The sequence below is a fragment of the Nocardiopsis quinghaiensis genome (genome assembly GCF_008638365.1).
Taxonomy (GTDB): Bacteria; Actinomycetota; Actinomycetes; order Streptosporangiales; family Streptosporangiaceae; genus Nocardiopsis; species Nocardiopsis quinghaiensis.
Genome location: NZ_VWVU01000003.1, coordinates 135,769 through 159,412 on the forward strand (window position 1 = coordinate 135,769; position 23,644 = coordinate 159,412).

The 23,644-nt window shown below is 72.6% G+C and carries 20 protein-coding genes and 1 pseudogene; 9 read left to right on the forward strand and 12 right to left on the reverse strand.

What is annotated here, in order from left to right:
- The first annotated feature begins 58 nt into the window (after window positions 1-58).
- From FYX01_RS09395 to FYX01_RS26570, 3 genes are all read left to right on the forward strand, one after another.
- Entirely contained in the window at window positions 59-1,306 is a 1,248-nt protein-coding gene (locus FYX01_RS09395) for an MFS transporter (RefSeq protein WP_150239634.1), read from the forward strand.
- A gap of 157 nt (window positions 1,307-1,463) precedes the next feature.
- Window positions 1,464-1,928, forward strand: coding sequence for a TetR/AcrR family transcriptional regulator (locus tag FYX01_RS09400; RefSeq protein WP_223830395.1), 465 nt, complete (start codon window positions 1,464-1,466; stop codon window positions 1,926-1,928).
- A gap of 95 nt (window positions 1,929-2,023) precedes the next feature.
- Complete coding sequence (locus tag FYX01_RS26570; RefSeq protein WP_223830373.1) at window positions 2,024-3,271, forward strand: helix-turn-helix transcriptional regulator; 1,248 nt, start codon at window positions 2,024-2,026, stop codon at window positions 3,269-3,271.
- On the opposite strand, the gene FYX01_RS09410 is transcribed toward FYX01_RS26570, so the two are convergent.
- A complete protein-coding gene (locus FYX01_RS09410) occupies window positions 3,215-4,987 on the reverse strand; it encodes an aldehyde dehydrogenase family protein (protein ID WP_150239636.1) in 1,773 nt (590 codons plus the stop codon). The two genes, FYX01_RS26570 and FYX01_RS09410, sit on opposite strands and share 57 nt — an antisense overlap.
- 440 nt (window positions 4,988-5,427) lie before the next feature.
- Here FYX01_RS09410 and FYX01_RS09415 point away from each other — a divergent pair, with 440 nt between their 5' ends.
- A complete protein-coding gene (locus tag FYX01_RS09415) occupies window positions 5,428-6,201 on the forward strand; it encodes an alpha/beta fold hydrolase (protein WP_150239638.1) in 774 nt (257 codons plus the stop codon).
- A gap of 417 nt (window positions 6,202-6,618) precedes the next feature.
- Window positions 6,619-6,858: pseudogene (locus FYX01_RS09420) on the forward strand (creatininase family protein); the annotation flags it as partial.
- Here FYX01_RS09420 and FYX01_RS09425 read toward each other — a convergent pair.
- The 10 genes from FYX01_RS09425 to FYX01_RS09470 form a co-directional block, all read right to left on the reverse strand.
- A complete protein-coding gene (locus FYX01_RS09425) occupies window positions 6,778-7,770 on the reverse strand; it encodes a lysylphosphatidylglycerol synthase transmembrane domain-containing protein (RefSeq protein ID WP_223830374.1) in 993 nt (330 codons plus the stop codon). The pseudogene FYX01_RS09420 and the gene FYX01_RS09425 overlap by 81 nt on opposite strands.
- Window positions 7,767-8,579: a class I SAM-dependent methyltransferase gene (locus tag FYX01_RS09430; RefSeq protein ID WP_223830375.1), complete on the reverse strand. Its 813-nt coding sequence runs from the start codon at window positions 8,577-8,579 to the stop codon at window positions 7,767-7,769. The genes FYX01_RS09425 and FYX01_RS09430 overlap by 4 nt, the downstream gene beginning before the upstream one ends.
- A complete protein-coding gene (locus FYX01_RS09435; RefSeq protein WP_150239641.1) occupies window positions 8,576-9,649 on the reverse strand; it encodes a glycosyltransferase family 4 protein in 1,074 nt (357 codons plus the stop codon). The genes FYX01_RS09430 and FYX01_RS09435 overlap by 4 nt, the downstream gene beginning before the upstream one ends.
- Window positions 9,646-10,029 carry a 6-pyruvoyl trahydropterin synthase family protein gene (locus tag FYX01_RS09440; RefSeq protein ID WP_150239643.1) on the reverse strand — a complete coding sequence of 128 codons (384 nt, stop codon included), beginning with the start codon at window positions 10,027-10,029 and terminating at the stop codon, window positions 9,646-9,648. The genes FYX01_RS09435 and FYX01_RS09440 overlap by 4 nt, the downstream gene beginning before the upstream one ends.
- 36 nt (window positions 10,030-10,065) lie before the next feature.
- A complete protein-coding gene (locus FYX01_RS09445; protein ID WP_150239645.1) occupies window positions 10,066-11,046 on the reverse strand; it encodes a zinc-dependent alcohol dehydrogenase in 981 nt (326 codons plus the stop codon).
- Window positions 11,043-11,780, reverse strand: a complete 738-nt coding sequence (locus FYX01_RS09450; RefSeq protein WP_394350446.1) for a CDP-alcohol phosphatidyltransferase family protein — start codon at window positions 11,778-11,780, stop codon at window positions 11,043-11,045. The genes FYX01_RS09445 and FYX01_RS09450 overlap by 4 nt, the downstream gene beginning before the upstream one ends.
- Window positions 11,777-12,406, reverse strand: coding sequence for a GTP cyclohydrolase II (ribA, locus tag FYX01_RS09455; RefSeq protein ID WP_150239647.1), 630 nt, complete (start codon window positions 12,404-12,406; stop codon window positions 11,777-11,779). The genes FYX01_RS09450 and ribA overlap by 4 nt, the downstream gene beginning before the upstream one ends.
- Before the next feature lie 160 nt (window positions 12,407-12,566).
- Window positions 12,567-13,466, reverse strand: coding sequence for a carbohydrate ABC transporter permease (locus FYX01_RS09460; RefSeq protein ID WP_150239649.1), 900 nt, complete (start codon window positions 13,464-13,466; stop codon window positions 12,567-12,569).
- On the reverse strand, window positions 13,463-14,485 hold the full coding sequence (locus FYX01_RS09465) for a carbohydrate ABC transporter permease (RefSeq protein ID WP_150239651.1): 1,023 nt from the start codon (window positions 14,483-14,485) through the stop codon (window positions 13,463-13,465). The genes FYX01_RS09460 and FYX01_RS09465 overlap by 4 nt, the downstream gene beginning before the upstream one ends.
- Window positions 14,482-15,762 (reverse strand): extracellular solute-binding protein, encoded by a 1,281-nt coding sequence (locus FYX01_RS09470; RefSeq protein ID WP_150239653.1) that lies wholly within the window; start codon window positions 15,760-15,762, stop codon window positions 14,482-14,484. Before FYX01_RS09470 ends, FYX01_RS09465 begins: the two co-directional genes overlap by 4 nt.
- A gap of 175 nt (window positions 15,763-15,937) precedes the next feature.
- Between FYX01_RS09470 and FYX01_RS09475 the strand changes: the two genes are divergently transcribed.
- Window positions 15,938-16,960: a LacI family DNA-binding transcriptional regulator gene (locus FYX01_RS09475; RefSeq protein ID WP_150240068.1), complete on the forward strand. Its 1,023-nt coding sequence runs from the start codon at window positions 15,938-15,940 to the stop codon at window positions 16,958-16,960.
- 70 nt (window positions 16,961-17,030) lie between these two features.
- Here the strand turns inward: FYX01_RS09475 and FYX01_RS09480 are convergent, their stop codons facing one another.
- Entirely contained in the window at window positions 17,031-17,912 is an 882-nt protein-coding gene (locus tag FYX01_RS09480) for a class I SAM-dependent methyltransferase (RefSeq protein WP_150239655.1), read from the reverse strand.
- A 187-nt stretch (window positions 17,913-18,099) separates the two neighbouring features.
- Here FYX01_RS09480 and FYX01_RS09485 point away from each other — a divergent pair, with 187 nt between their 5' ends.
- From FYX01_RS09485 to FYX01_RS09495, 3 genes are all read left to right on the forward strand, one after another.
- The gene (locus FYX01_RS09485; protein ID WP_190394249.1) at window positions 18,100-20,409 is read left to right on the forward strand and encodes a rhamnogalacturonan lyase; all 2,310 of its coding nucleotides are present in this window, start codon (window positions 18,100-18,102) and stop codon (window positions 20,407-20,409) included.
- Between the two features lie 77 nt (window positions 20,410-20,486).
- A complete protein-coding gene (locus tag FYX01_RS09490) occupies window positions 20,487-21,410 on the forward strand; it encodes an alpha/beta hydrolase (RefSeq protein ID WP_190394250.1) in 924 nt (307 codons plus the stop codon).
- Window positions 21,411-21,839: 429 nt separating this feature from the next.
- Window positions 21,840-23,381, forward strand: a complete 1,542-nt coding sequence (locus FYX01_RS09495; RefSeq protein WP_223830376.1) for a tyrosinase family protein — start codon at window positions 21,840-21,842, stop codon at window positions 23,379-23,381.
- Window positions 23,382-23,644 lie beyond the last annotated feature (263 nt).

A 23,644-nucleotide genomic window follows, 5' to 3' on the forward strand; every position in this document is an offset into this window, starting at 1 on the left:
CAGTTGTTTGGGGCGCACCAGGGCCATGAACCCGTATCCACGGAAGGACCCCTCCGTTATGCCCAACCCGTACGCGCAGATCTTCGCGGTGCGTGGAGCCAAGGGCTTCACCGTCGCCGGTCTCCTCGGGCGCATGCCCGTGGCCATGACCAACATCGGCATCATCACGATGCTGTCCACCACGCACGGCAGCTACGCCCTGGCGGGCGCGGTCGCCGCCACCTTCACCCTGTCCATGGCGCTGATCACACCGCAGGTCTCACGCCTGGCCGACCGCCACGGCCAGCGGCGGATCCTGCCCCCGGCCGCCGCGATCAGCGTCCTCTCCCTGCTCCTGATGCTGTTGTGCGTGCAGTTCGACGCGCCGGGCTGGGCCCTCTTCGCCTTCGCGGTCCCCGCCGGGACCATGCCGAACATGTCAGCGATGTCCCGGTCGCGCTGGACCGAACTGCTGCGCGGTTCGCCCAGGCTGCACACCGCCTACTCCTTCGAGTCCGTGGCCGACGAACTCACCTTCATCACCGGCCCGGCACTGTCGGTGGTGCTGAGCACCATGGCCTTCGCGCAGGCCGGTCCGCTGGCCGCGGCCGCCTTCCTGGCCCTGGGCGTCGCCCTGTTCGTGGCCCAGCGCGGTACGGAACCGCCGGTACGGGTCCCGGAGCCGCACGGCGCCAAGAGGGTGGGAGCGTTCAACGGCGCCCTCGTGGTCCTGGTCCTGACCCTGCTCGCCGCAGGCGTGATCGTGGGCGCCGTCGACGTGGTCGCCGTGGCCTTCGCCGAGTCGCTCGGCGTGGTCAGCGCCACCGGTATCGTGCTGTCGGCCTACGCGGTGGGTTCGGCGGTGTCCGGTCTGACCTTCGGAGCGCTGAACCTCCCCTGGAGGTCCCACATGATGCTGATCGTGGCCGTGGCGGGAACTTTCGTGACCACCCTGCCCTTCCTGGTGGTCGGCGGCATCTGGACCCTGTCCGTGGCCGTGTTCTTCGCGGGGATATTCTTCGCCCCCACGATGATCCTGGTGATGACGCTGATCGAAAGGATCGTCCCGCCGTCCAAGCTGACGGAGGGTATGACCTGGGCCCTGACAGGCCTGACCATCGGTACCGCCATCGGCACCTTCTCCTCCGGCCTGGCGGTGGAGGAGTACGGCACCACCGGCGGTTTCCTCGTCGCGGTCGTCGCCGGCGCCGTCGCACTGCTCCTGGCCCTGGTGGGCGCACCGCTCCTGGGCCAGGCCCAGGAACGCGCCCGGCAGGCACGGCGGGCACAGGGATCCCAGGAGGAGGCGGCGGGTACCGCCGGGTGAGAGGGCTTCCGGGGTCGGCGCCGCCCCCGCCCCGCGACAGCATCCACCAGGAACTGAAGGAGAAGCGTTGAAGCAGTCGGACGGACGCCGCCTGAAGGGCGAGCAGCGGCGCAAGAACCTGATCGAGGCCACCCTGCGCGTCATCGAACGCGACGGGGTGGCCGGGGTCAGCCACCGCACGGTCTCCCAGGAGGCGGGGGTGCCCACCTCCGCCACCACCTACTACTTCACCGGTCTGGGCGACCTGCTGACCGCGGCCCTGACCAGCGTGATGGACGAGGACTCCGAACGGATGCGCCGCATGTCCTCGGGAGGCGACCGCCGACGCGACCTGGCCGAGCTGCTGTCCAGGGTCGCCGCCGACCCGGGCCGCCTGCTGGCCGAGTACGAGCTGTTCCTGCTGGCCGCCCGCCGACCCCACCTGCGCGAGGCCACGGACCGCTGGCTGGCGGCGGTCTCGGCGTTCGCCCGGTGTTACACCGACGACTCCGTGCGGGTCCGGATCGTGGCGGGGGTCATCGACGGCGTCCTCCTGCACACCCTGCTGAGCGACACCAAGCCCGACGCCGACGAGTTCGCCGCTCTGCTGGAGGATGTCCTCCCGGATCCCTCCCGGGACTGAGGCGCGGCCTCCTTCCGACCCGCGGACCCCTGCCCCGGTCCGTGTCACCGACCCCACCACGGCAGTGTGAACACGTCGACAGGAGATCAGTCGTAATGAACGCAGTCTGTGGCCCGCTCACCGCGCCGACCGGGAGCGGGCGCCCCCTGCGCGGCCTTGACCGGGAACTGGCCAGGGTCGCCAGCGTCCTCGACCGCGTCCCGGGACGGTGCGGCGTCCTCGTCCTCGTGGAGGGGAGCGTCGGTTCCGGCCGCACGCGGTTCCTCCAGGAGTGCATCGATCTCGCCAGGGCGTACGGTTACCGCGTCAACACCGGGGGCCTCCTGAGCAGGTTCGCCGCCGGTCCGGACGGGGCCTCGGCCGACCCGGCCGAGCGCTTCCTGACCGTGGTCGACGACGCTGACCGGCTGAGCGACCTGGAGGTCAGGAACCTCGCCCTGTTATGGGACCAGAACGGTCACGGAAGCGTATGGCTGGTGGCCCGGAAGCCCGGCGCCAGGACACGGCGCTTCGATGCGCACCTGTCCACGCCGAGCCGGCAGACGGTGCGGATCGCCCTCGGGCCGCTCGCCCCGGGCGAAGTCCACGAGCTGACCCGCGACATCCTGGGCGCCGACCCCGCTCCCGCGCTGGTCGACCTGGTGGGACAGGCCTCGGGCAACCCCCAACTGGTGGTTGAACTCCTCCACGGCCTGCTGGAGGAGCGTTCGGTCCTGGTCGACGGGTCGTGGGGCCGCCTGGCCGCGGACCGGCTGCCCCAGAGGCTCTACCACTGGGCCGAGGCGGTGCTGGACGAGTGCTCCGCCGAGTGCCGACAGTTCCTCAAGGTCAGGGCCGTGCTGGGCGACAGGGTGGCCCTCGACCGGTTCCTGGCGTTCCTGGGAATGCGTCCGACCGAGCTCCTGCCGCTCATCGAGGAGGCGCGCTGGGCGGGCCTGCTCAAACCCGGGCCCGACCTCGACTTCTCCAGCCCCCTGGCCCGCCGGGTGATCTCCTCCATGGTCCCCGAGGACTTCCGGCTGATCATGCGGCGGGAGTCCCACACCCCCGGGCCCCGGACGCGGCCCCTGCCCGAGGCCGTGCCCGAGCCCCGGACCGGTCCCGGGGCGGACGGACCGCCGGTACGCGACCAGCGGCGGGTCCGCCCCCTCACGGAGCAGGAGCGCTCCATCGTCGATCTGGTCGCCGAGGGGCTGACCAACCGCCAGGTCGCGCGCCGCCTGACCATCTCGCCCAACACCGTCAACTACCACCTCAAGAAGCTCTTCCGGGCCTACGGTGTCGGTTCACGGATGGAGCTCCTGCACATCATCCGCCGCCACGACCTGGTCGGCTTCGGCTGACCCCACCGAGCGGCGCACCCCTGTCACCGAGAAGCGGGTCGTGGCGAACACGCCCCGCGAACCGCCGAAGTTCGACGCCGGGTTGAGCCCGCTGCCGTGCAGATCGGAGAAGACCGACGACTGGGTCATGAGCCAGGAGCCGGTGAGGTTGAGCGACACCCCCACTCCGCACGCACGGGCCGCGGCCTCGGCCTCCCGCTCCACCCCCTCCCGGGCGGTGTGCACGCCGAGCACGAAGGAACCACTGGTCAGCGCGATGTCCTGAACGGACTCCAGGGCCACCTCCGCCGAGAGGACGGGGACAACGAAGAGGATCGGCGCCGGATGCTCCCGGTACAGCGGTGGAGAGCCCGGTGCGACGAGCACGGCCACGGGGGGCCGCACCGCGGCTCCCCGGTGGTCGGGGTGCGTCGTCTCCGGACCGGTGAACAGGACCTCGCCCATCCTTCCGGAGGCCGCCTCCTCCCACGCCCGCACGGACTCGGCGTCGGGCAGGGCCCCCAACAGCTCGGCGGCCTCCCCGCCCCGGCCGAGCAGGACCGCTACCTCGGCCCCCAGGTCGGTGACGAGGGTGGACAGGTCCTTGTGCCCCTCGTCGGTGTCAATCCCCCGCTCGGGGACGAACAGGTTCTGCGGCGCGGTGCACAGCCGCCCGCTGTACAGGGCCAGGGTGAAGGCCAGGTTGGCGACCATGCCGCGGTAGTCGTCGGTGGAGTCGACCAGGACGGAGTTGACCGCGCCGTTGCTCGCCAGGACGGTCGTGCCCGGCCGGACGTTCTCCTCCAGCCAGGTTCCGAACGGCGCGGAACCCGTGTAGTCGACCACGCCCACCCCGGGTCTGAGGGCCAGGTCGCGGGCCAGGCCCTCACCGGGCAGCTCCGGTGCCAGGCACACGGTGTCGGGACACAGGCCGTATTCGCGCAGGACCCCGCGTGCGATGCGGACGGTCAGCGCCAGGGGGAGCACCGCGTCCGGATGCGGTTTGACGAGCACGGCGCTGCCCGCGGCCAGGGAGGCGAACAGCCCCGGGTAGGCGCTCCAGGCCGGTACCACCCGCCCGGCCACCACCAGCCCCACCTCGCGGGGGACCACGGTGAACTCCTTGACCTGGACCTCCTCCCCGGCAGCGGTCGGCTTACGCCAGACGACCCGCTCCGGCAACCGCGTCTGCTCACCCAGGACCTGCGCAACCGCCTCCAACCCCCGGTCCTGGGCGTGGACGGCCCCGGCGTGGAAGGCCATGAGCTCCCCCTGTCCGCTGGTGTGCGTCGCGGTCAACGCGATCTCGTGGGACCGGGCGTTGATCCGGGCCAGGATCTCCGCGCACACCGCCGCCCGGAGCCATGGAGACAGCACCGCCCAGGGCCGCGCCGCCTCCACCATGGCGGGCAGGAGCACGTCCGGGTCGGCGTGGGGATAGGAGATCCGCAAGGGGAAACCGAACGGGGACGTCTCGCCGCCGGACTCCGGGTCCGGTCCGACCATGCCGTCCTCACCGGGCTGGTCCAGTGCGAAGTGCTGTCCGAGCAGCCCCCGGAAGGCGTCCGCGGCCCTTGCCGCCGCGTCGGGGCCGTAGGAGTCGCGGTCCTCCTCGTAGGCCGCCCAGTACACCCGGGTGGAAAGGGCGGACAGCGCCTCGCGCAGGAGACTCCCGTGCCTGTCGAGGAGCTCGCGAAGGCCGTTCTCGAGCGTGTACGCGGCGGTGCTCTCGGACATGGGTCCTCACTCAGGAGCAGGGGTGGAAGGGGTGGAAGAAGTGCTTGTCCGGCGGGTCCGATGCTAGGAGCGGGCGGAGGGACGGTCCACTACCCGTACTGGTAGTGGACCGTTCCGCCTGGGTGCGGGCGGCGCATCCGCCCCTTCCGGGGACCGCGCGCCGGACCACGGTGAGGGCCCGGACGGGGGCGCCGGGGCAGGGCGCGCCCGTCCGGGAGAACGCCGCCGGCTCAGCCCGTCCGCGCGGGCGCCCGCGCATTGGCGGCATGTCAACTCGCCCCGCCTCACCCCGCGCGGCGTGCACATCCCCAGGAGCCCGCGGCTGAAGGCCCTCGCCGCCGTGCCGGCCGAGACGGCGGCCTGAACCGGGCGACACCCGAATCCGGGGCACTCCCTTCCCCTGTGTAACCAACCCTTCGTTCTCCGTGATAATCCTTGGTATGACACTTCCTCTCGACCCCCTGATCCTGGGATCGGGTCCCGGACTGGTGCTGGCCCACGGCGCGGGCAGCGACGTCCGGGACAGCTTCGGCCCGCTGCCCGAACTCCTGGCCGAGTGCCACACCGTGGTCGGCGCCGACTACCCGGGATCGGGCGGGGTCCCGCTGCCCTCCGGGCCGCTCACCCTCGACCTGCTCGCCGACCGGCTGGTGGCCTCGGCTGACGCGGCGGGCCTGAGCACCTTCGCGGTGTCGGGGTTCTCCATGGGGTCGGCCGTCGCCGTGCGCACGGCCACGCGCCATCCCGACCGGATCGACGCCCTGGTCCTGTCGGCGGGCTTGGCCGCGGCCAACCCCCGCCTGCGCCTGGTCGCCGACACCTGGGGGGCCCTGGTGCGCGCGGGGGACTCCGATGCCCTCGCCTCCTACCTGTCCCTGCTGGTCAACAGCCGGGCGTGGCTGGACCAGCGCACTCCAGAGCAGGTGCGCGAGCAGGTCCTCCTCTTCGGCTGCGGCACACCGCCGGGTACCGAGGCCCACCTGGAGCTGCTCGGCGGACTGGACGTGCGCGGGGAACTCGGCCGCGTCCGCGTGCCGACCCTGGTGGTCTCACCCACCGACGACCTGCTCCTGACCCCCGCCGACCACCGGCGCCTGGCCGCGGGCATCACCGGCTCCGTCCTGGTACCGATCGACTGCGGGCACGCCCTGGCCAGTGAGCGCCCCCGCGAGTGGGCCGAGGCCACCGGGCGTTTCCTCGCCTCCGCGCGCTGACGCGGAGTCGGTGCCCGCCCACCACTCCCTCCAAGGAGGCGACCGCGCGGAGCGGGGCCGGGACCGGTCGGCCCCGGCCCCGGCGGGCCTCCGCGCTGCGCAGCGCGGACATCACCCTCCCCGCGCCGATCGCGCGCGGGGGTTCGGGAGTACCCGTTCCCGGCCAGTCTCGGGGCAGGAGGATGTCTGGCATGGTCGCAGAACCCTTTCCGTGGTCCGCTTCGGATGGTTTCGCCCGGGCCGATCCCAGGAAGGGGCCCGCACGGTGAGCCACTGTGCGAGCGGGTAGCCCCCTGCCCGAAAGAGTGGCGCGGTGGTCCACGGTGACTGTGCGTTCGCGGCCGGCTGTTTCGTTCCGGGTGGGCTTCCCGGGTTGGCGCGTGACGGCGGGTGAGACGTGCCGGCCCCGTCCGCCTTATGCATGCCGGGGAGTTGGAGACCTCGGTGCTCCTGCACACCCGTCCGCGTCTGGTCCGGTCCGGGTACGAGCACGTCGATCACACCACGGGCAGGCGTGATCATGTGCTCACTGTGGGGTTGGCTGCCTACACCGTCTCGGGGGTGGTCGGTCGCCCCTCACCGGCCACGGCCGCCAAGGGGCGAGCCTTGCTCGCCGCCCTCGCCGAGTCCTTCGCGGGGTACCTGGCGGCGCTGGACGAGCCGCACCAGCAGGACCACCGCGCCGGGAAGGGCGGCGACCAGGGCCAGGAGCCCGTAGACCACTGACACCGTCAGCCCCTCCCGTGAGCCCAGTCCCGCCGCACCGAACGCCAGGGCGGTGACCGCCTCGCGCGGCCCCCAGCCGCCGACGTTCACCGGCAGGCTCATGGCCAGCAGGGCCAGGACCAGCAGCGGTACCAGTTGGAGCACGGGCGCGGTGACCCCCGCCAGACGGGAGGCGACCAGGAACAGCGACACGTACCCTGCCAGCGCGGCCACCGACAGCACCACCACCCGGGGCCCGCGCGCGAACAGCCCCGCACGGGCGTCGTCCTTTGCCGCGCGCAGGGCGCGCCACCACCGGGGCCGGCGCGCGCGGCCCACCCGCAGGCCGACCGCGAGCACCAGGACGACCGCGGCGAGCACCCCGGCCGTCGCCCCGAGCGCGCGCAGCCCGGGGCCGAGCAGGGCGGCGGGCAGGACGAACAGCAGCGCCGCGCCGGTGGCCGCCAGCACCGCCTGTCCGGCCATCCGCTCCAGCACCACCGCGCGCACACCGCGGCCCATGTCACCGGAGTAGCGGCCGTGGCTGAGAGCGCGGTGCACGTCGCCGAGCACCCCGGCGGGAAGCACCGCGTTGAGGAACACGGCCAGGTAGTAGTCGGCGACCGCGTGCCGCAACGGCAGCCGCAGCCCCACCCCGCGCGCCACCGTCCGCCAGCGGGCGGCGGACAGCGTCGTGGTCACCGCACCGATGCCCAGCGCGGCCAGGACCCCGCCGGCGTCGACCGCTCCCATGGCGTCGGTGAAGGCCTCGACGGGGTACCACCACACGACCGCGGCCAGGACGGCGAACCCGGCCAGCGCCCGTGCCCACACCGGCCACCCGTGGGGTGTGGCGCCCGTCATGGCCGACGGACCTCCCCGGCCCCGGCGGACTCCGGCGGCCGGGACAGCGCCAGCAGGTCCGTGTGGTGGACCACGACCTCCAGTCTCCCCCGGGAACACTCCTCCAGGCGGCGTGCCAGATACTCCGCGCCGGGCAGCGACGGGTCCTGCTCCACGGCCGCGCCCACCCAGCCGCGCAGCCAGGCACGCGTCAACTCCGCCTCACCGGGACCGAGCCGCCACGGGCTCGGGTAGGTACGCACCCCGTAGCCCAGGTGCCCGAAGGCCGCAGCGGCGACTCCGGCGGCGTCCGGGCCCAGGCGCCCCTCCCGCCGCTGGTGGGCGTTGAAGGCCTCGGAGAAGGCACGGTCGAGCGGATCGGCGGGGGAGAGGTCCACCCGGCCCGACACCGACAGCGAGAACAGCGCCGGGCATCCCGTCACCGCGACCGCCCCGGCGAGCGTCTCCAGTTCCGCGCGGGTGAACAGGTCCAGCAGCGCCGAGGCCACCACCAGCGTGACCCCGACCAGGTCGGCGGCCCGCAACGAGGCCAGGTCGAGCCGCCGCGCGACCACCTCGGTGGCGGGCACCGCGCCCCGGGCCAGGTCCAGCAGTGCCTGGTCGCGGTCGAAGAGCACCCAGCGCTGCGGCCCGGGCAGGCGCGGCGCCAGCCAGCGCCCCAGCGAGCCCGTCCCGCACCCCAGGTCGGCCACCACCCGCCCGTGTCCGTACAGGAGCGTGGGCGGCTCCGTGGCACGCGCCCCGGCGTCGGCGTTCTCCCGAAGCGCCAGCCACTCCGGCGCGAACGCCGGAACCCCGGTGGTACTCAACGCGGCTCCTCCCGGTCCAGGACGGCGGCCATGTCCCGTGCCGCACGCTCCCATCCTGCCAACCCCCCGCGTCGCAGACGGGCGGAACACCGCAGTCGCTCGCGCAGGTCCGCACTGGTCAGCCAGCGGCGCAGCGCTCCGGCCAGTGCGGAGGCGTCCTCGGGAGGGACGAGCATGCCGGGCCGCTCCCCCCGGGGATCGTGTCCCAGGGCCTCGGGCACACCGCCCACGTCGCCGGCCACCACGGGGACACCGCGCGCCAGCGCCTCGGTCACGACCATGCCGTAGGTCTCCCCGCGGGAGGGCAGCACCAGCAGGTCGGCGCGGGCGTAGGCGGCGGACAGCTCCTCCCCCCGGAGCGCGCCGGGAAAGGACACCCGGCCTCGCGGACCGAGATCGCGGCACAGCGCGCGCAGGCGCTCGGCGTAGGCGGCCGACGAGCCCGTGTCGGCCGACAGGTCTCCGACCGGGCCGACGCACGCGCACTCCCACTCCAGGGACGTCAACCGGGCCAGCGCGGACAGCAGCAGGTCGTGGCCCTTGCGCGGGGTCACCGACGCCACGCACAGCAGCCGCGTGCCGTCTCCGCCGGGGGCGAGCGGTGCCGGGTCCACCCCCGGCTCGACCACGTGTACCCGGTCCGGTCCGTGGCGGTCGGCCACCCGCCGCGCCGACCACCGGCTGGTGGCCACCACGGCGGCGGCCGCGCGCAGCACCCGTCGCTCCCGGGCGTCCAGGTCGCGTGCGGAGGAGGGGGACAGGCCGCATTCCTCGGCCAGCGGCAGGTGTACCAGGACCACCAGCCGCAACCGGGACGCGTGGGGGAGCAGGACCTCGGGGACACCGCAGGCGACGAGCCCGTCCAGGACCGCCGTCGCACCGTCGGGGACCTCCGCCAGCACGCGCGAGAGCCCGGTGCGGGCGTCGGCGTCCGCCCGGGGCCAGTCCCCGTGGACGACGACCCGGCGCACCGGCCGCCCCAGTCCGGTGAGCGCCTCGGCCAGACGCCGGTCGTAGGTGTTGCCGCCGCTGGGCACCGAGTCCGGCGGTACGACGAGGACGGTGGTCACAGGTCCCGTTCGTGGCCGGCCCAGGCCACGTGCGACTCGTGCAGGGTCACCGCGATCCCGTCCAGTCCGCGCGCCCGCGCGTCGAGGCGCTCCACCAGCCGGTCCGCGATCACCCCGGCCAGGAACTCGGTGCTGGTGTTCACCCCGGCGAAGTCCGGCTCCTCGTCCAGGTTGCGGTAGTCGAGTTCGGCGAGCACGGCCTTCAGCTCCCCTGTGGCCAGGCCGATGTCCACCACGATGTTGTCCTCGTCCAGCTCACGGCGGCGGAAGGTGGCGTCCACGACGAACGTGGCCCCGTGCAGCCCCTGGGCGGGGCCGAACACCTCGCCCCGGAAACTGTGGGCGACCATCATGTGGTCGCGGACGGTGACGCTGTACACGAACGTGCTCCCTCGGGGGTCGGTGGTCGCGGCTGTTCACGGCCGCGGATGGACGATCAGGTGGCACAGTGCGGGCAGGCTGCCCCCGGCCAGGCGCGGCATCACCGACGGCAGGTCCTCGAAGGGGCTCTCACCGGTGACGAGCGAGTCGAAGGCGGGGTCGGCGAGCAGCTCCAGAGCCAGGTCGAGCCGGCCGCCGTGGCCGCGCCGGTCCCTGCGCGCGGGCGCGACCACGCCGACCTGGCTGGAGCGTACGGCCAGACGGCGCGAGTGGAAGTACTCGCCCAGCGGCACGCTGACCCGCCGGTCGCCGTACCAGCTCAGCTCGACCACCTCGCCCTCGGCCGCGACCAGCTCCAGAGCACGCTCCAGTCCGGCCTGGGTGGCGCTGGTGTGGAAGACCCGGTCGCGTCCGCTCCCGGCCTCCTCCGGCAGGGCGAACTCCACGCCGAGCCGCTCGGCGACCTCCGCCCGAGCGGGATCCACGTCCACCAACTGCACCCGTACTCCCGGCACCCCGGCGGCCAGGCGCGCCACGCAGCAGCCCACCATCCCGGCGCCGACCACCGTCAGCCGGTCGCCCAGCAGCGGAGGGGCGTCCCACAGCGCGTTCACCGCCGTCTCCACCGTCCCCGCCAGCACCGCACGCCGCGCCGGGACGTCCTCCGGCACGCGCCGCACCGACTCCTCGGGGAGCACGAACCGCGTCTGGTGCGGGTAGAGGGCGAACACCGTGCGTCCCGCCAGGCCGGGTGGTCCCTCCTCGACCACCCCGACGCTGAGGTAGCCGTACTTGACCGCGCCGTCGAAGTCCCCCTCCTGGAAGGGCGCCCGCATGAGCCGGTACTGGCTCGGCGGCACGCCCCCGCCGAAGACCAGGGCCTCGGTGGCCCGGCTCACCCCCGAGTACAGGGTGCGGACCAGGACCTCCCCGGGCCCGGGGCCGGGCAGCGCGCTCTCGCGGATCTCGCCCTCACCCGGTGACCTCACCCAGAACGCCCGTGCCGTGCGGCTCATACTCCTCCTCGTTCGCTTCCCGTGTCGGCGGCCGGTGCGGCGGGTCCCACCGGTGGTCGGCGCCGCCACAGGCACACGGCGTCGCGGCCGAAGGACCACACCAGGAGGGCCAGCGCCCCGACCGCCACGGCGACCGCCCCCCAGTGGGGGAGGAGCCGGGAGGAGACCGCCACCAGGGCCACCCCCTGGACGGCGGCCACCACCTTGCGCATGTGGCTCGGTGGCAGCGGGGCCCGCAGCCACGGAGCCGCACGCCCGGCGAGCACGAACGCGTACCGCATCACGCCGATCACCGCCACCCACGGCCCCAGCGCGAGCGCCGCGTGCACGCTCAGCACCAGGATCAGGAACGCGTCGGCCTCCATGTCGAACCGCGCCCCGAAGGACGACTCGGTCCGGGTTCCCCGAGCCACCGGACCGTCGACCAGGTCCAGCGCCAGCGCCACCGAAGCCAGTGCCACCACCGGCCACACGTGCCCGCCGTCGGCCACCAGCGCGGTCACCGTGCCGATGAGCACCGACCGCACCAGCGTCACCAGGTCGGCGGGTCCCAGGGCGCTGTGGCCCGCGCGGCGCATCGCCCACGCCAGTACCGCGGTCCCCGCCACCAGGTAGGTGAGCCCGGCCACCCAGCCGGCCGTTCCCAGGCCCACGGTCACAGCGATGCCCACCAGTGCCGCCGTCTGCGCGCACGCACCGGCGGCCAGGGCCGACCGCTCATCCACGGCCCTCAACCGCGTGTTCCGTCCAGGTGCGGTAGGTCGTGCCCCAGGCGGTCGCGCTTGGCGGTCAGGTAGGCCAGGTTCTCCGCGCGGGCGGGCATCAGCAGGGGGACCCGCCCCACGATCTTGATTCCGTGCTCGTCCAGGGCGCGTGCCTTGTCGGGGTTGTTCGACATCAACCGCACCGACCGCACCCCCAGGTACAGCAGCACCCGCGCCGCCGGGCCGTAGTCGCGTACGTCCACCGGCAGCCCCAGCTCGGTCGCCGAGTCCACGGTGTCCAGGCCGAGCCGGTCCTGCAGGGCGAGCGTGCGCACCTTGGCGACCAGGCCGATGCCCCGCCCCTCGTGTCCGCGCAGGTAGACCAGCACGCCCCGCCCCTCGCGCACGACCGCGTCCAGAGCGGCTCCCAGCTGGTCGCCGCACTCGCAGCGCAGTGCTCCGAAGGCGTCCCCGGTCAGGCACTCCGAGTGCACACGGACCAGCACCTCCTCGGAGTCGAGGACCTCGCCGAACACCAGGGCCACGTGTTCCTGGTCGTCCACCGGGTCCCGGAAGGCCACCGCGCGGAACGTCCCCCGCCGGGTGGCCAGCTCCGACTCCGCAACAGAAGCCGGATCCATGCTCTGTTCGCTCATACATTCCCTCGTTCCACCGCGCGACAGCGGCCACACACGCCCGGTGCCCTGCCTCGGGGGGAGCGAAACCAAGGGGCAGGGCACCGGGTGTGGGGAGAGAAGCCGCGGGGAGCGCGCGGCCGCGGCCGCCGGGTGGGAGGGGCCGGGGCCGCCGGAGGAGCTACTTGCCGCCGACCCCCATCATTCCCTGCACCAGGGAGCGGCGCGCGAACAGGTACACGAGGAAGAGCGGCACGGTCGCCAGCACCACCGCGGTCAGCAGGCCGGGCACGTCCACGCGGTACTCGCCCTGGAACTCGTACAGGCCCATGGTGATCACCCGGCTGTCCATGGACTGGGTGAGGATCAGCGGGAACAGGAACCCGTTCCAGGCCTGGAGCGCGGCGTACACGCCGATGGTGCTCAGGCCGGACCGCGACAGCGGCACCACGAGCTGGAGGAAGGTGCGCACCGAACCCGCGCCGTCCAGGGCCATCGCCTCGTACAGATCCTCGGAGATGTCGCGCATCGATCCCACCAGGATCAGTACGCACACCGGCAGCGCGAACGCCGCCGTGGGCAGCACGATTGCGGTCAGCGTGTCGTACAGACCCAGCTCGATGATGATCAGGTACACCGGGATGATCACCGCCTGGGACGGGATCGCCAGCCCCAGCAGGAACATCCGGAACACCCCCGAGGTCCACCGGGTGCGTGAGCGCACCACGGCGAACCCGGTCATGGCGGCGAGCACCAGCACGATCGCCACCACCGCGACGGTGACGATCGCGGTGTTGAGCACGAACCCCAGGACCCCGTTCTCGACCGCCTTGACGTAGTTCTCCAGGGTCGGGTCCGAGGGCGGGGTGAGCGGCCCCTCGGCGGTGTAGTTCTCCGTGCGCTGCACCGTGGCCACGAGCAGCGCGTACAGCGGCACCCCCACGATGGCCAACCACACCAGCGCGCCCAGCCAGCCCAGGACGTTGGGACGCTGGCGGCCCGCCCGCCACCGCAGGGCGGCGGGGCGCCGGCTGCCGGGACGCTGCTGGGGGGAGGGCCTCTCGGCCGTATGGACGCTCACATTCCCTCCCGGGTACTGCGCATTTTGCCGAAGCCGGTGAAGCGGACCATCAGCAGGGAGACCACCGTCGCCACCAACACCAGGGTGAACGCGACGGTGCTGGCGTATCCCAGCTCCCAGCTCTCGAACCCGGCCCGGTACATCAGGAACGGGACGATGGTGGTGCTGGTCCCGGGTCCGCCGCCGGTCATGATGAGCACGGTGTCGAAGTAGGTCAGCGAACCCACCACCATCAGCACCGACGAGGTGGTGATGGTGTGCCGCAGCTGCGGCAGTGTGATGTGCCAGAACGCCAGCAGCCGTCCCGCCCCGTCGATCTCCGCCGCCTGGTACAGCGACGGCGGGATCTGCCGGGCACCGCCCTGGTAGAGCAGCATGTGCAACGGGATGAACTGCCAGGCACTGACGAACACGATCATCAGGAACGCGCTGTTCGTCCCGCCCAGCACGTCCACCGACCCCAGGCCCAGGCGCGGACCCAGCCAGGCCAGCGGGCCGAAGTTGGGGTCCAGCAGGGCCTTCCAGATGAGTGCGATCGCCGCCGAGGAGAGCAGCAGCGGCAGGAAGAAGACCGCCGAGAGCACCGCGCGGCTGCGCTGCCGACCGGCTGCCCAGACTCCCAGCAGCAGGCTGATGGGGGTCTGGACGATCCAGGAGAGCGCGGTCAGCATCAGGCTCAGCCACACGGCCTGGCGCATCAGGGGATCGGCGACCAGGCGCGACCAGTTCTCCATACCGATGAAGCGGGGTGTGCCCAGCCCGCCCCAGCTGGTCAGGGACAGGTAGGCCACCAGCACCATCGGCAGGGCCGCGAAGAAGGCGAAGTACAGCAGCCCGGGGACGGCCCACAGCGGACCCGGCCGCCCCGTGCGGGGGGCGGCGGCCCGCGCGGCGGAACCGTCGCGCGGGCCGCCGGGCCGGGGGCCCCGGGGCGGGCGGTTCCCCGCCCCGGGGTCTTCGGCCGCCGGGTTACCGGTCATGGTGTCACCGGTCTCCTGGCTGCTGGAGCGGCCGGTCACAGGGCCGCCAGTGCGTCGACGAACTGCTCGGGCGTGCTCTGGCCGTTGAACAGCGACTCGATCTCGGTGACCATCGGCGTGGCCACCTCCGGCGGCAGCGCCTGGTCCCAGGAGAGCTGGAAGTGCGGCGCGTCGCGCACCATCTCGTACTGGAAGGTGGCGAAGTCCGGGCTGGGGCTGTCGGCCACGGCCTCCTCGGCGTTGGTGGTGGTGGGCACCTCGCCGTTCTCGACCATGTCGGCCACGTACTCCTCCTCCGAGGTGTACGTCAGGAACTCCAGCGCCGCGTCCATGTGGTCGGTCTCGGCGGTCACCGAGAAGAAGTTGGTCGGGTTGCCGACCACGTTGTCGGGGTCGCCCTCGCCGCCCTCGATCGGCGGGAACTCCACGTACCCCAGGTTCTCCCGCGCGAACTCCTCGTCCTGGTCCAGAATGGTGGAGTACTCCCACGAGCCCATCAGGTGCATGGCGGCCCGGCCCTCGGACAGCAGGGCGGAGGCCGCGCCCTCGGTGTAGCTCACGGAGGCGTAGGAGTCACCGAACGCGCCGTCGTCCACCAGTTCCTGGACCATCTGTGCGGCCTCCAGGACGGCGGGGTCGCGCCAGCCCTCGGAGTCGCCCTCCACGATGCGTGCGAACACCTCCGGCCCGCCGATGCGGTCCACGAGGTACTGGAGCCACATCTGCTCGGTCCAGGGGTCGGCCCCGGCCAGGGCGAAGGGGGTGACGCCCTCCTCCTGGAGGGTGTCGACCAGGCCCAGGATGTCATCCCAGGTCTCGGGGGGCTCGACGCCGGCCTCCTCGAACACCGTCTCGTTGTAGAAGAGGATGACCGGCTGGGTGCCGCGCAGCGGGATGCCGTACTGGACGCCGCTCACCTGGCCCGCCTCCAGGATGGAGGGGATGAAGGAGTCGGCGAACTCGGGGTTGTCCGCCAGCATGTCGTCCAGGGGCTGGAGCATGTCCTGTTCGACGTAGGGCTCGATGCTGCCCCCGCCCCAGTTGAAGAACACGTCGGGCCGCTCGCTGGAGCCCATCGCGGTGCGCAGGCGCTCCTCGTAGTTGTCGCCGGGCACCTCGTCGATGACGGCCTCGGTCTCGGATTCCGCGTTGAACCGTTCGACGGCGCCCTCCTGCACCACGACCAGCGTGTCCTGGTACATCCACACGTGCATGCGGTCATCGCCGTCGCCACCGCCGCCGCCTGAACAGGCGGTGGCGGCGAGCAGACAGAGCGCCGTCGCTCCGGCGACGGAGCCTAGGCGGGGGGTTCTCATGGCCACTCCTCTTTCGAAACTATCGGGAAGTATTTCGAAATATTTGCGCCCGAATGTACGCGGCGTGACGTGGGGCGTCAATAGGCAAGTGAGAGGTGGGTCACCTGGACCACCACAGCACGGACATGACCGCGTAGGATCAGGCATCGTGAGTGCAGACCCGACCCCCGACTCCATGCGAACGCCTCCCTCGGAGCCGGTCACCATCTCGAAAATTGCGGAAGCCGCCGGCGTTTCGGTGCCGACGGTCTCCAAGGTGCTCAACGGGCGGGCCGACGTGGCCAGCGACACCAGGGCACGCGTGGAGGAACTGATCCGCCGCCACGGCTACCGGCGCCGCCGGGGCCCCGGCAGCGGCCGGTCGTCCATGATCGACCTGGTCTTCCACGAGCTCGACAGCGCCTGGGCGGTCGAGGTCATCCGCGGCGTGGAGAGCGTGGCGCGCGCCGAGGGCCTCAGCGTCGTGCTGACCGAGTCCGGCGGCGCCCAGACCCCGCGCGACGACTGGGTCGACGCCGTTCTCGCCCGCCAGTCCACCGCCGCGATCCTGGTCTTCTCCGACCTGGCGCCCGAGCAGCGCACACGTCTGACCGCTCGTGGCATCCCCTTCGTCGTGGTCGACCCGGCGGGCGATCCGGGGCCCGACATGCCCTCGGTGGGGTCGGCCAACTGGAACGGCGGCCTGGTCGCGACCCGCCACCTCCTCGAACTCGGACACCGGCGTATCGGGGTGGTCGGCGGGCCCCGGCACGTGCTGTGCAGCAAGGCTCGCATAGACGGTTACTCCTCGGCGCTGGACTCCGCCGGTCTGACGCCGGACCCCGCACTGATCCGCTACGGCGACTTCCACGTCGAGAGCGGCCGAGACCGGGGCCGGGAACTGCTGCGGCTGGACGATCCGCCCACGGCGATCTTCGCGGGCAACGACCTGCAGGCCATGGGCCTGTACGAGGCTGCCCGCGAACTGGGGGTGCGCATTCCCGAGGACCTCAGCGTGGTCGGCTACGACGACCTGCCGGTGGCCCGCTGGATGGGCCCGCCGCTGACCACCGTGCGCCAGCCGCTCACCGAGATGGCCGAGGAGGCCACCCGGATGGCGCTCACCCTGGCACGCGGGGCCACTCCCGCCAACCTGCGCCTGGACCTGGCGACCGACCTGGTGGTGCGGGGCAGCAGCGCCCAGCCGCTCGTCGACTGAGCCCGGGGCGGTGGAGGGCCCCGGGCGTCAACGTCAGGCAGAAGGCCGGGCCGAACCTGGCCATCGCCGGTCAGGCGTGGGGACGCACCGTCGCCCTGGTGGGGTACGAGCTCGCCGACCGGTGGGCCTCGGCGGGCGCGGAGGCGGCCAGCGAGTACGTCAGCGGCAGGCGCGCGGACCCGTCGGGACGGCGAAAGCGCGCGCCGTCGGCGACGAGCGCGTCATAGCGTCGGAACGCGATCGTGTCGTGTTCGTGGACGAACTCCACCCGCAGTCCGGCCCCGGCGACGGCGCTGATGACGTCGCCGAGGGTGTGGTGCCACTCGGTGGCGGTGTCGTGCGTGGTCTCGGTCTCCCCGTCGGCGTAGGAGCCCGACACCTCGTAGGTGCGCGCTTCGCGGGCGAAGTAGTCGTGCACGGCGGTGACACCGTCGCCGTCGTCGAGGACCTCGGTCAGCGGATGGAACTCGGCCAGGTAGAGCCGCCCGCCCGGGCGCAGCAGGCCGGCCACGGTGCGGGCCCAGCGGTCGATGTCGGGCAGCCACATCAGTGCGCCGGTGCCGGTGTAGACGACGTCGAACGCGCCCGCGCCGAGCGCGTCGACGGCGTCGTAGACGTCGGCGGCGACGAAGCGGGCCCGGTGGCCCAGACCGATCTCGACGGCGAGGCCGGATGCCGTCCGGACGGCCGGCTCGGAGAAGTCCAGACCGCTGACGCGGGCGCCGTGGCGCGCCCAGGACAGGGTGTCCAGACCGATGTGGCACTGAAGGTGGGCCAGGTCGAGGCCGGTGACGTCACCGAGTTCGTCGAGCTGGAACCGGTCCAGGGGCTCGGCGCCGGCGCGGAACCCGTCGAGGTCGTAGAACGCGCTCGCGGTGTGGATCGGAACCCGCTCGTCCCAGTGCCGTCGGTTGCCCTCGGTCAGGTCGGTGGTACTACCGGTGTCGCCCATGCCGGCATCCTAGAAGCGGGCCATGCCGTTCCGGCAAACCATTTTCACGCGGGGCTCCGTTCCCGCCGCCGCGGCGGGGTTCCGTGACTCCGGCTTCTTCCTGGAAGTCGTGGTGCGTACGGGTCTTGGTTGGAAAGCGCTTGCCTTATAAGGTGGGCCGCCCCCCAGCCATAGAGGAGGCGTACCCATGGGCATTCCCCCACGTTTCGTCCTGAGAACGAGTCCGCTGATAGCAGGCGTATGCGCGGTGCTGATGGCGGCGAGCACGACCGCGCTGGCCGAGCCGCGGGAGCAGTCCGGAACCCAGTTGGAACGGCTGGACCGGGGCCTGGTCGCGGTCGATGTCGAGGAAGGCGTTTTCCTGAGCTGGCGCCTGCTGGCCTCCGAGGTCGCCGGGCACACGGGCTCGGGTCTCCGGGGCCCGCTGTTCCGGGTGTACCGGGACGGGAAGGTCGTCGGAGTGGTCCGGGACAGCACCAACTTCCTGGACGAGGAGGGCACGGAGGAGTCTGGGTACAGGGTGGTTCCGGTGCCCCGGGGCAGACCCGGCGCCGGGCCCGAGGGCGAGACGGCCGTGTGGGGCGAGGGACACCACGACCTGGCCCTGAGCAAGCCCGAGGGCGGGACGACCCCGGCGGGGGAGGCGTACGGGTACACCGCCAACGACGTGAGCGTCGGCGACGTGGACGGGGACGGCCGCTACGAGTTCGTCGTCAAGTGGGACCCCACCAACTCCAAGGACGTCTCCCAGAAGGGCTACACCGGCAACACCTACGTGGACACCTACACCCAGGAGGGGGAACTGCTGCACCGCGTCGACCTGGGCGTGAACATCCGCTCGGGCGCGCACTACACGCAGTTCCTGGTCTACGACCTCGACGGCGACGGCCGTTCGGAGCTGATGCTCAAGACCGCCCCGGGCAGCAGGTCGCTGACCTTCGGCGGGGACGGCGAGGTGTCCGAGGACCTCGTGACCATGCCGGAGGAGGACGTCGAGGCCGGGTACGGGCACGACGACGACTACCGGATGAGCGCCGAGGACTACCGTGAGCACGTCGTGGAGATGTTCCTGGGCTGGCACGAGCACCCCGAGGTCGTGGCCGGGAACTGGCCGCGGACACTGGAGGAGGCCTTCGGCGAGCAGCCGCGCCACGACTACCCGCTGACCCGGGAGGACGCCGGGTCCCTCGCCGACTTCTTCATCGACGAGTACGCGCCCTCGCGCAGCGGAAGGAACGACCTGCGGGACTTCGAGGGCTTCGTCGTGGACGGACCCGAGTACCTGACGGTGTTCGACGGCGCGACCGGAGCGGAACTGGACACCGTCCGCTACGAACCGGAGCGCGGCGATGACGGCCTCATGTGGGGCGACTACGCCATGTCGCGTATCGAGCCGGGCAACCGGGTGGACCGGTTCCTGTCCGGCGTGGCCTACCTGGACGGCACCAGCCCGTCGGCGGTGTTCGCCCGGGGCTACTACACGCGTGCGGCCGTGGCGGCCTACGACTTCGACGGCGAGTCCATTCGCGAGCGCTGGATCGCGGACAGCGGGCACGTGCCGATGGACAACCCGTTCAACGCCGCCCCGCACGGCGGTGACGGCACCGACCCCGAGACGGGAACGCTGGCCGGCCAGGGTTTCCACTCCTTCAGCGCCGCCGACGTGGACGGCGACGGCCGCCAGGAGATCGTCTACGGCGCCGCGACACTGGACGACGACGGCTCCCTGCTCTACTCCTCCCACGACTACGGTCCCCCCGAGAGCGACGTCGCGGGAGAGTACGTCAAGCTCGGCCACGGCGACGCGATGCACGTGGGCGACCTCGACCCCGAGCGGGACGGCCTGGAGGCCTGGACCGTGCACGAGGGCTCCGCGAGCGTGCCCTACGGGTTCGCGATGCGCGACGCCGCCACCGGAGAGGTGCTCTTCGGCGGGTACACCGGCACGGACACCGGCCGGGGCATGGCCGGCGACATCGACCCGGAGGTCCCGGGGCTGGAGGTCTGGTCCTCGATGCCGCCCGGCGACGACATCGAGGCGGGCCTGTGGAGCGCCGACGGCGAGTTCCTCGGTGACCGGACACCCGGCACGAACATGAGCATCCGCTGGGCCGCGGACATGACCACCCAGATCGTCGAGGGGACGCGGGACCCGAGGATCCAGGACTGGAACCGCGGCACCCTGCGCACCGCCGAGGGCACCCACACCAACAACGGCACGAAGGGCAACCCGGCCCTGGTCGCCGACGTGCTCGGCGACTGGCGCGAGGAACTGGTCGTGCGGACCGGGGACAGCACGGCGCTGCGCGTCCTCACCAGCACCGAGGTGACCGACCGCAAGCTGTACACCCTCATGCACGACCCGCAGTACCGGGTGGGCGTGGCCGGGCAGCAGAGCGGTTACAACCAGCCGACCTACCCGAGCTTCCACCTGGGCTCGGACACCGACTGGGCGACGGTCGGGGTGCCCGACGCCCGGTACCCGACGGCGAGGTAGGGGAGCGGTCCCGGGCGGTGTCCGCCGCCCGGGACCGCGAGCGCCTCCGAGCGGCGCCGCTGGTACCGTGGCGCGCTATGACGATCATGAGGCGACCGTGGGTGGCGCGCCTGGTGGCCCGTTCGATGCAGGCGGGCATGGCGCTGGCCGCGGGACGCGCGACCCGGCGCGCCCACGCGAGGCTCCCCGAGTACCCGCGAAGGATCGAGTCGCTCACCGTGCCCACCGCGCACGGACCGGTGCGCGTCACCGTCTACCGCCCCGAGCCCGGTCCCCGGACCCCGGCGGTGCACGTCAACCTGCACGGCGGGGGCTTCGTGCTGGGGTGGACGGACATGGACGACCCGCTGTGCCGTGTGCTGGCGTCCGAGGCCGGGGCCGTCGTGCTGAACGTGGACTACGCGGTCGCCCCGCGGCACCCGTTCCCGGCACCGCCCCACCAGGTGTACGAGGTCGTGCGGTGGGTGGCGGCCCACGGCGGCGACCACGGCTGGGACGGTGACCGGCTGACCGTCGGCGGGCAGAGCGCGGGCGGAGCCCTGGCCGCGGCGGCCGCGCGGCTGGATCTGGAGAGCGGCGCCCCCCTGGTCACGCTGCAGGTGCTGCACTACCCGTCGCTGGACCTGACGGTCCGGACGGAGGACAAGCCCTCGCCCATCGACCGGCCCATGCTGCGGCCCTGGATGGGGGAGGTCTTCAGCACCTGCTACGTCCCGAACCCGGAGGCGGGCCGGGACCGGCTCGCCTCCCCGGCGGCCTCGGACGACACGGCCGACCTCACCGGCATCGCGCCCGCCGTGGTCGTCGTCGCCGAGCACGACATCCTCCGAGCGGAGGGGGTCCGGTACGCCGAACGGCTCGAACGGGTCGGCGCGCTCGTCGCGCTCCACGAGGTGCGCGGCCGCGACCACGGGTACGACGTGAGCCACGACGACGCGGCGCGGGAGACCTACCGCATGATCGCGGGATACGTCGCGCGGGCGACCGGGCCCGCGGCCTGAGGGCCCGTCCGGACCGTGAGGACCCGTTGACCCGGACCGTCCGCGTCCGCGTCCGCGTCCGCGTCCGGAAGACGTTGACCGGCCTGCCTCCCGGCCCGCGGAAACGTTGGCCACTGCCGCCTGTCGTGCACTCAGGCCGTCACCCACGGTGAATGCTCCGGGTGGGCTGTGGCCGGTGGAGGGACACCGGACCACATGCGCTCCGGAAGGGCAGCGGTTCTCCATGATTGTGCGTCCGCGCAGGTAAAAGGCATGTACAGCCTTCTTTCGGGTCCCGGTGGTTTCCGGGGAGCCTCCAGCCCCTCGCCCCTCGGCGTGATTGTCTGGTGGCGGAAGGTAACTATTGCGCGCAAGCGAAGGCTCCCATCGGCCGCCTGCGCGAGCTCGCCCGAACCACCTGAACCACCCGGACCACCCCGGAGGAACCACATGCATGTGTCCAGGCGCTCCCTGCTCGCGGGAACGGGGGCCGTTGTCCTCTCCGCGGGACTGCCCCAGTCGGCCGCCGCGGCCGCACCACAGCTGCGGGCGGGCCTCGCGCAGCCGCCGCAGAGCCGGTTCGTACGCAGGGACGTGGCCGGCCTGTTCGACGCCGGGACGGGAGCCTGGGCGCCGGAGCTGTACTGGTACGCCAAGGCCGTCGGCTGGATGAAGAGGCAGCAGCAGACCGATCCGAGCTCCTGGCGGTTCCAGTGGTACACGCACGGCAAGCCCCAGCGGGAGCGGAACGATCCCCCCGAGTGGCACCAGTGCCCGCACGGGGACCGGTACTTCCTGCCCTGGCACCGCTGGTACCTGTACTACTTCGAACGGATCGTGCGAAACGTCATCGTCACCGAGCTGGACCAGGACAGCATGGCCGACTGGGCACTGCCGTACTGGAACTACGCGCACCTGGTGCCCGGCGGCACCCCGGAGGCCTCGGAGGAGTGGCGCAGGGTCCCGCTGCCCTTCCGGCAGCGCCGGATTCACAACCCCCAGGGCCAGGAGGAGGAGGACAACCCGCTTTACCTGCCGGTCGACAAGGAAGGGCGCTGCCTGGGAGATAAGCCCATGCCCCTCGACGTGGTCGACCCGGCCGCCGCGATGCGGGAGGAGTTCTTCTGGCTGCCGGAGGAGCAGGAGATCGGCCACGCCGGCTTCTCCCGGGTGTTGGAGGGCTCCCCGCACGGCCAGGTGCACGGCAGCACCGGCGGCCTGATGGGCGCGGTGCCGACGGCCGCCGGGGACCCGGTGTTCTGGCTGCACCACGCCAACGTCGACCGCTTCTGGGCCGCCTGGCTGACCAGGCACCAGGTGCCCCTCGCCTGGCGGTGGCCCGAGGTGCGCCCGAAACACGCGACCGACGACCCCGACCTGCCCTACCTGCTACGCGACGAGAACGGCGGCCGACACACGCTGGAGGGCCCGGTCTTCACCTTTCCCCGGGGCGCCTACACGTACGAGTCGCTGACCGACGGCACGGGCACCGGCGAGGCACCGTCGGCCTTCCTCGTCGCCGGGATGCCGCAGGGGGCGGCCACGTTCTCGGTCGCCGACGAGGTGACGTACCTGGGCGCCGAGCCGATCGCCCTCTCACCCGGTATCGGGAGGAGCGACGCGGACACCATCGAGGCCGCGGTGGAATCCGGCGACCGGGTCGTGCTCACCTTCGAGGGGGTGCGCGCCGACGCGGCACCGTGTACCACCTTCCTCGTCTTCCTCGGCGAGGACGAGTCGGACACCGACCCCGACGGGCCCGCCTTCGTGGGCCACCTGACGTTCTTCGAGAACGTCGGACCCCGGGCCGCACACCCCGACGGCACCAGGCTCTCCTTCGACGTGACCGAGACGCTGCGGCAGTTGCCGGACCAGGCCTGGACCGGTGACGAGGTGCCCGTGGTCCGGGTGGCCCCGGGGCCGCTGGCGGAGGCGGCGGCCGTCACCGAGGCCGACCCGCGCTTCGCCAGCGTCACGTTCACGGTGGTCTGACGCCCCGCCGCGGTGCCGCGCTCCGCGGCCCGGTCGCCGCGGCGACCGGGCCGCGGGCGGTGGCCTGACGCCGCGAGCGCGCCCGCCACAGGGGAGCCCGACGCCGAGTAATCCAACGTGTCCTTGGCCTTGTCGACCCGGGCGTGCTCGGGCCGGACGGGAGCCGTCTCGGTCACGTTCGCGCTGGTCTCGCCGGTGGCGGTGCTTCGGGGCGCGCGGGCACGCTGTATGCCGCCGACCCACGAGGTTGCTCGGACTTGGTG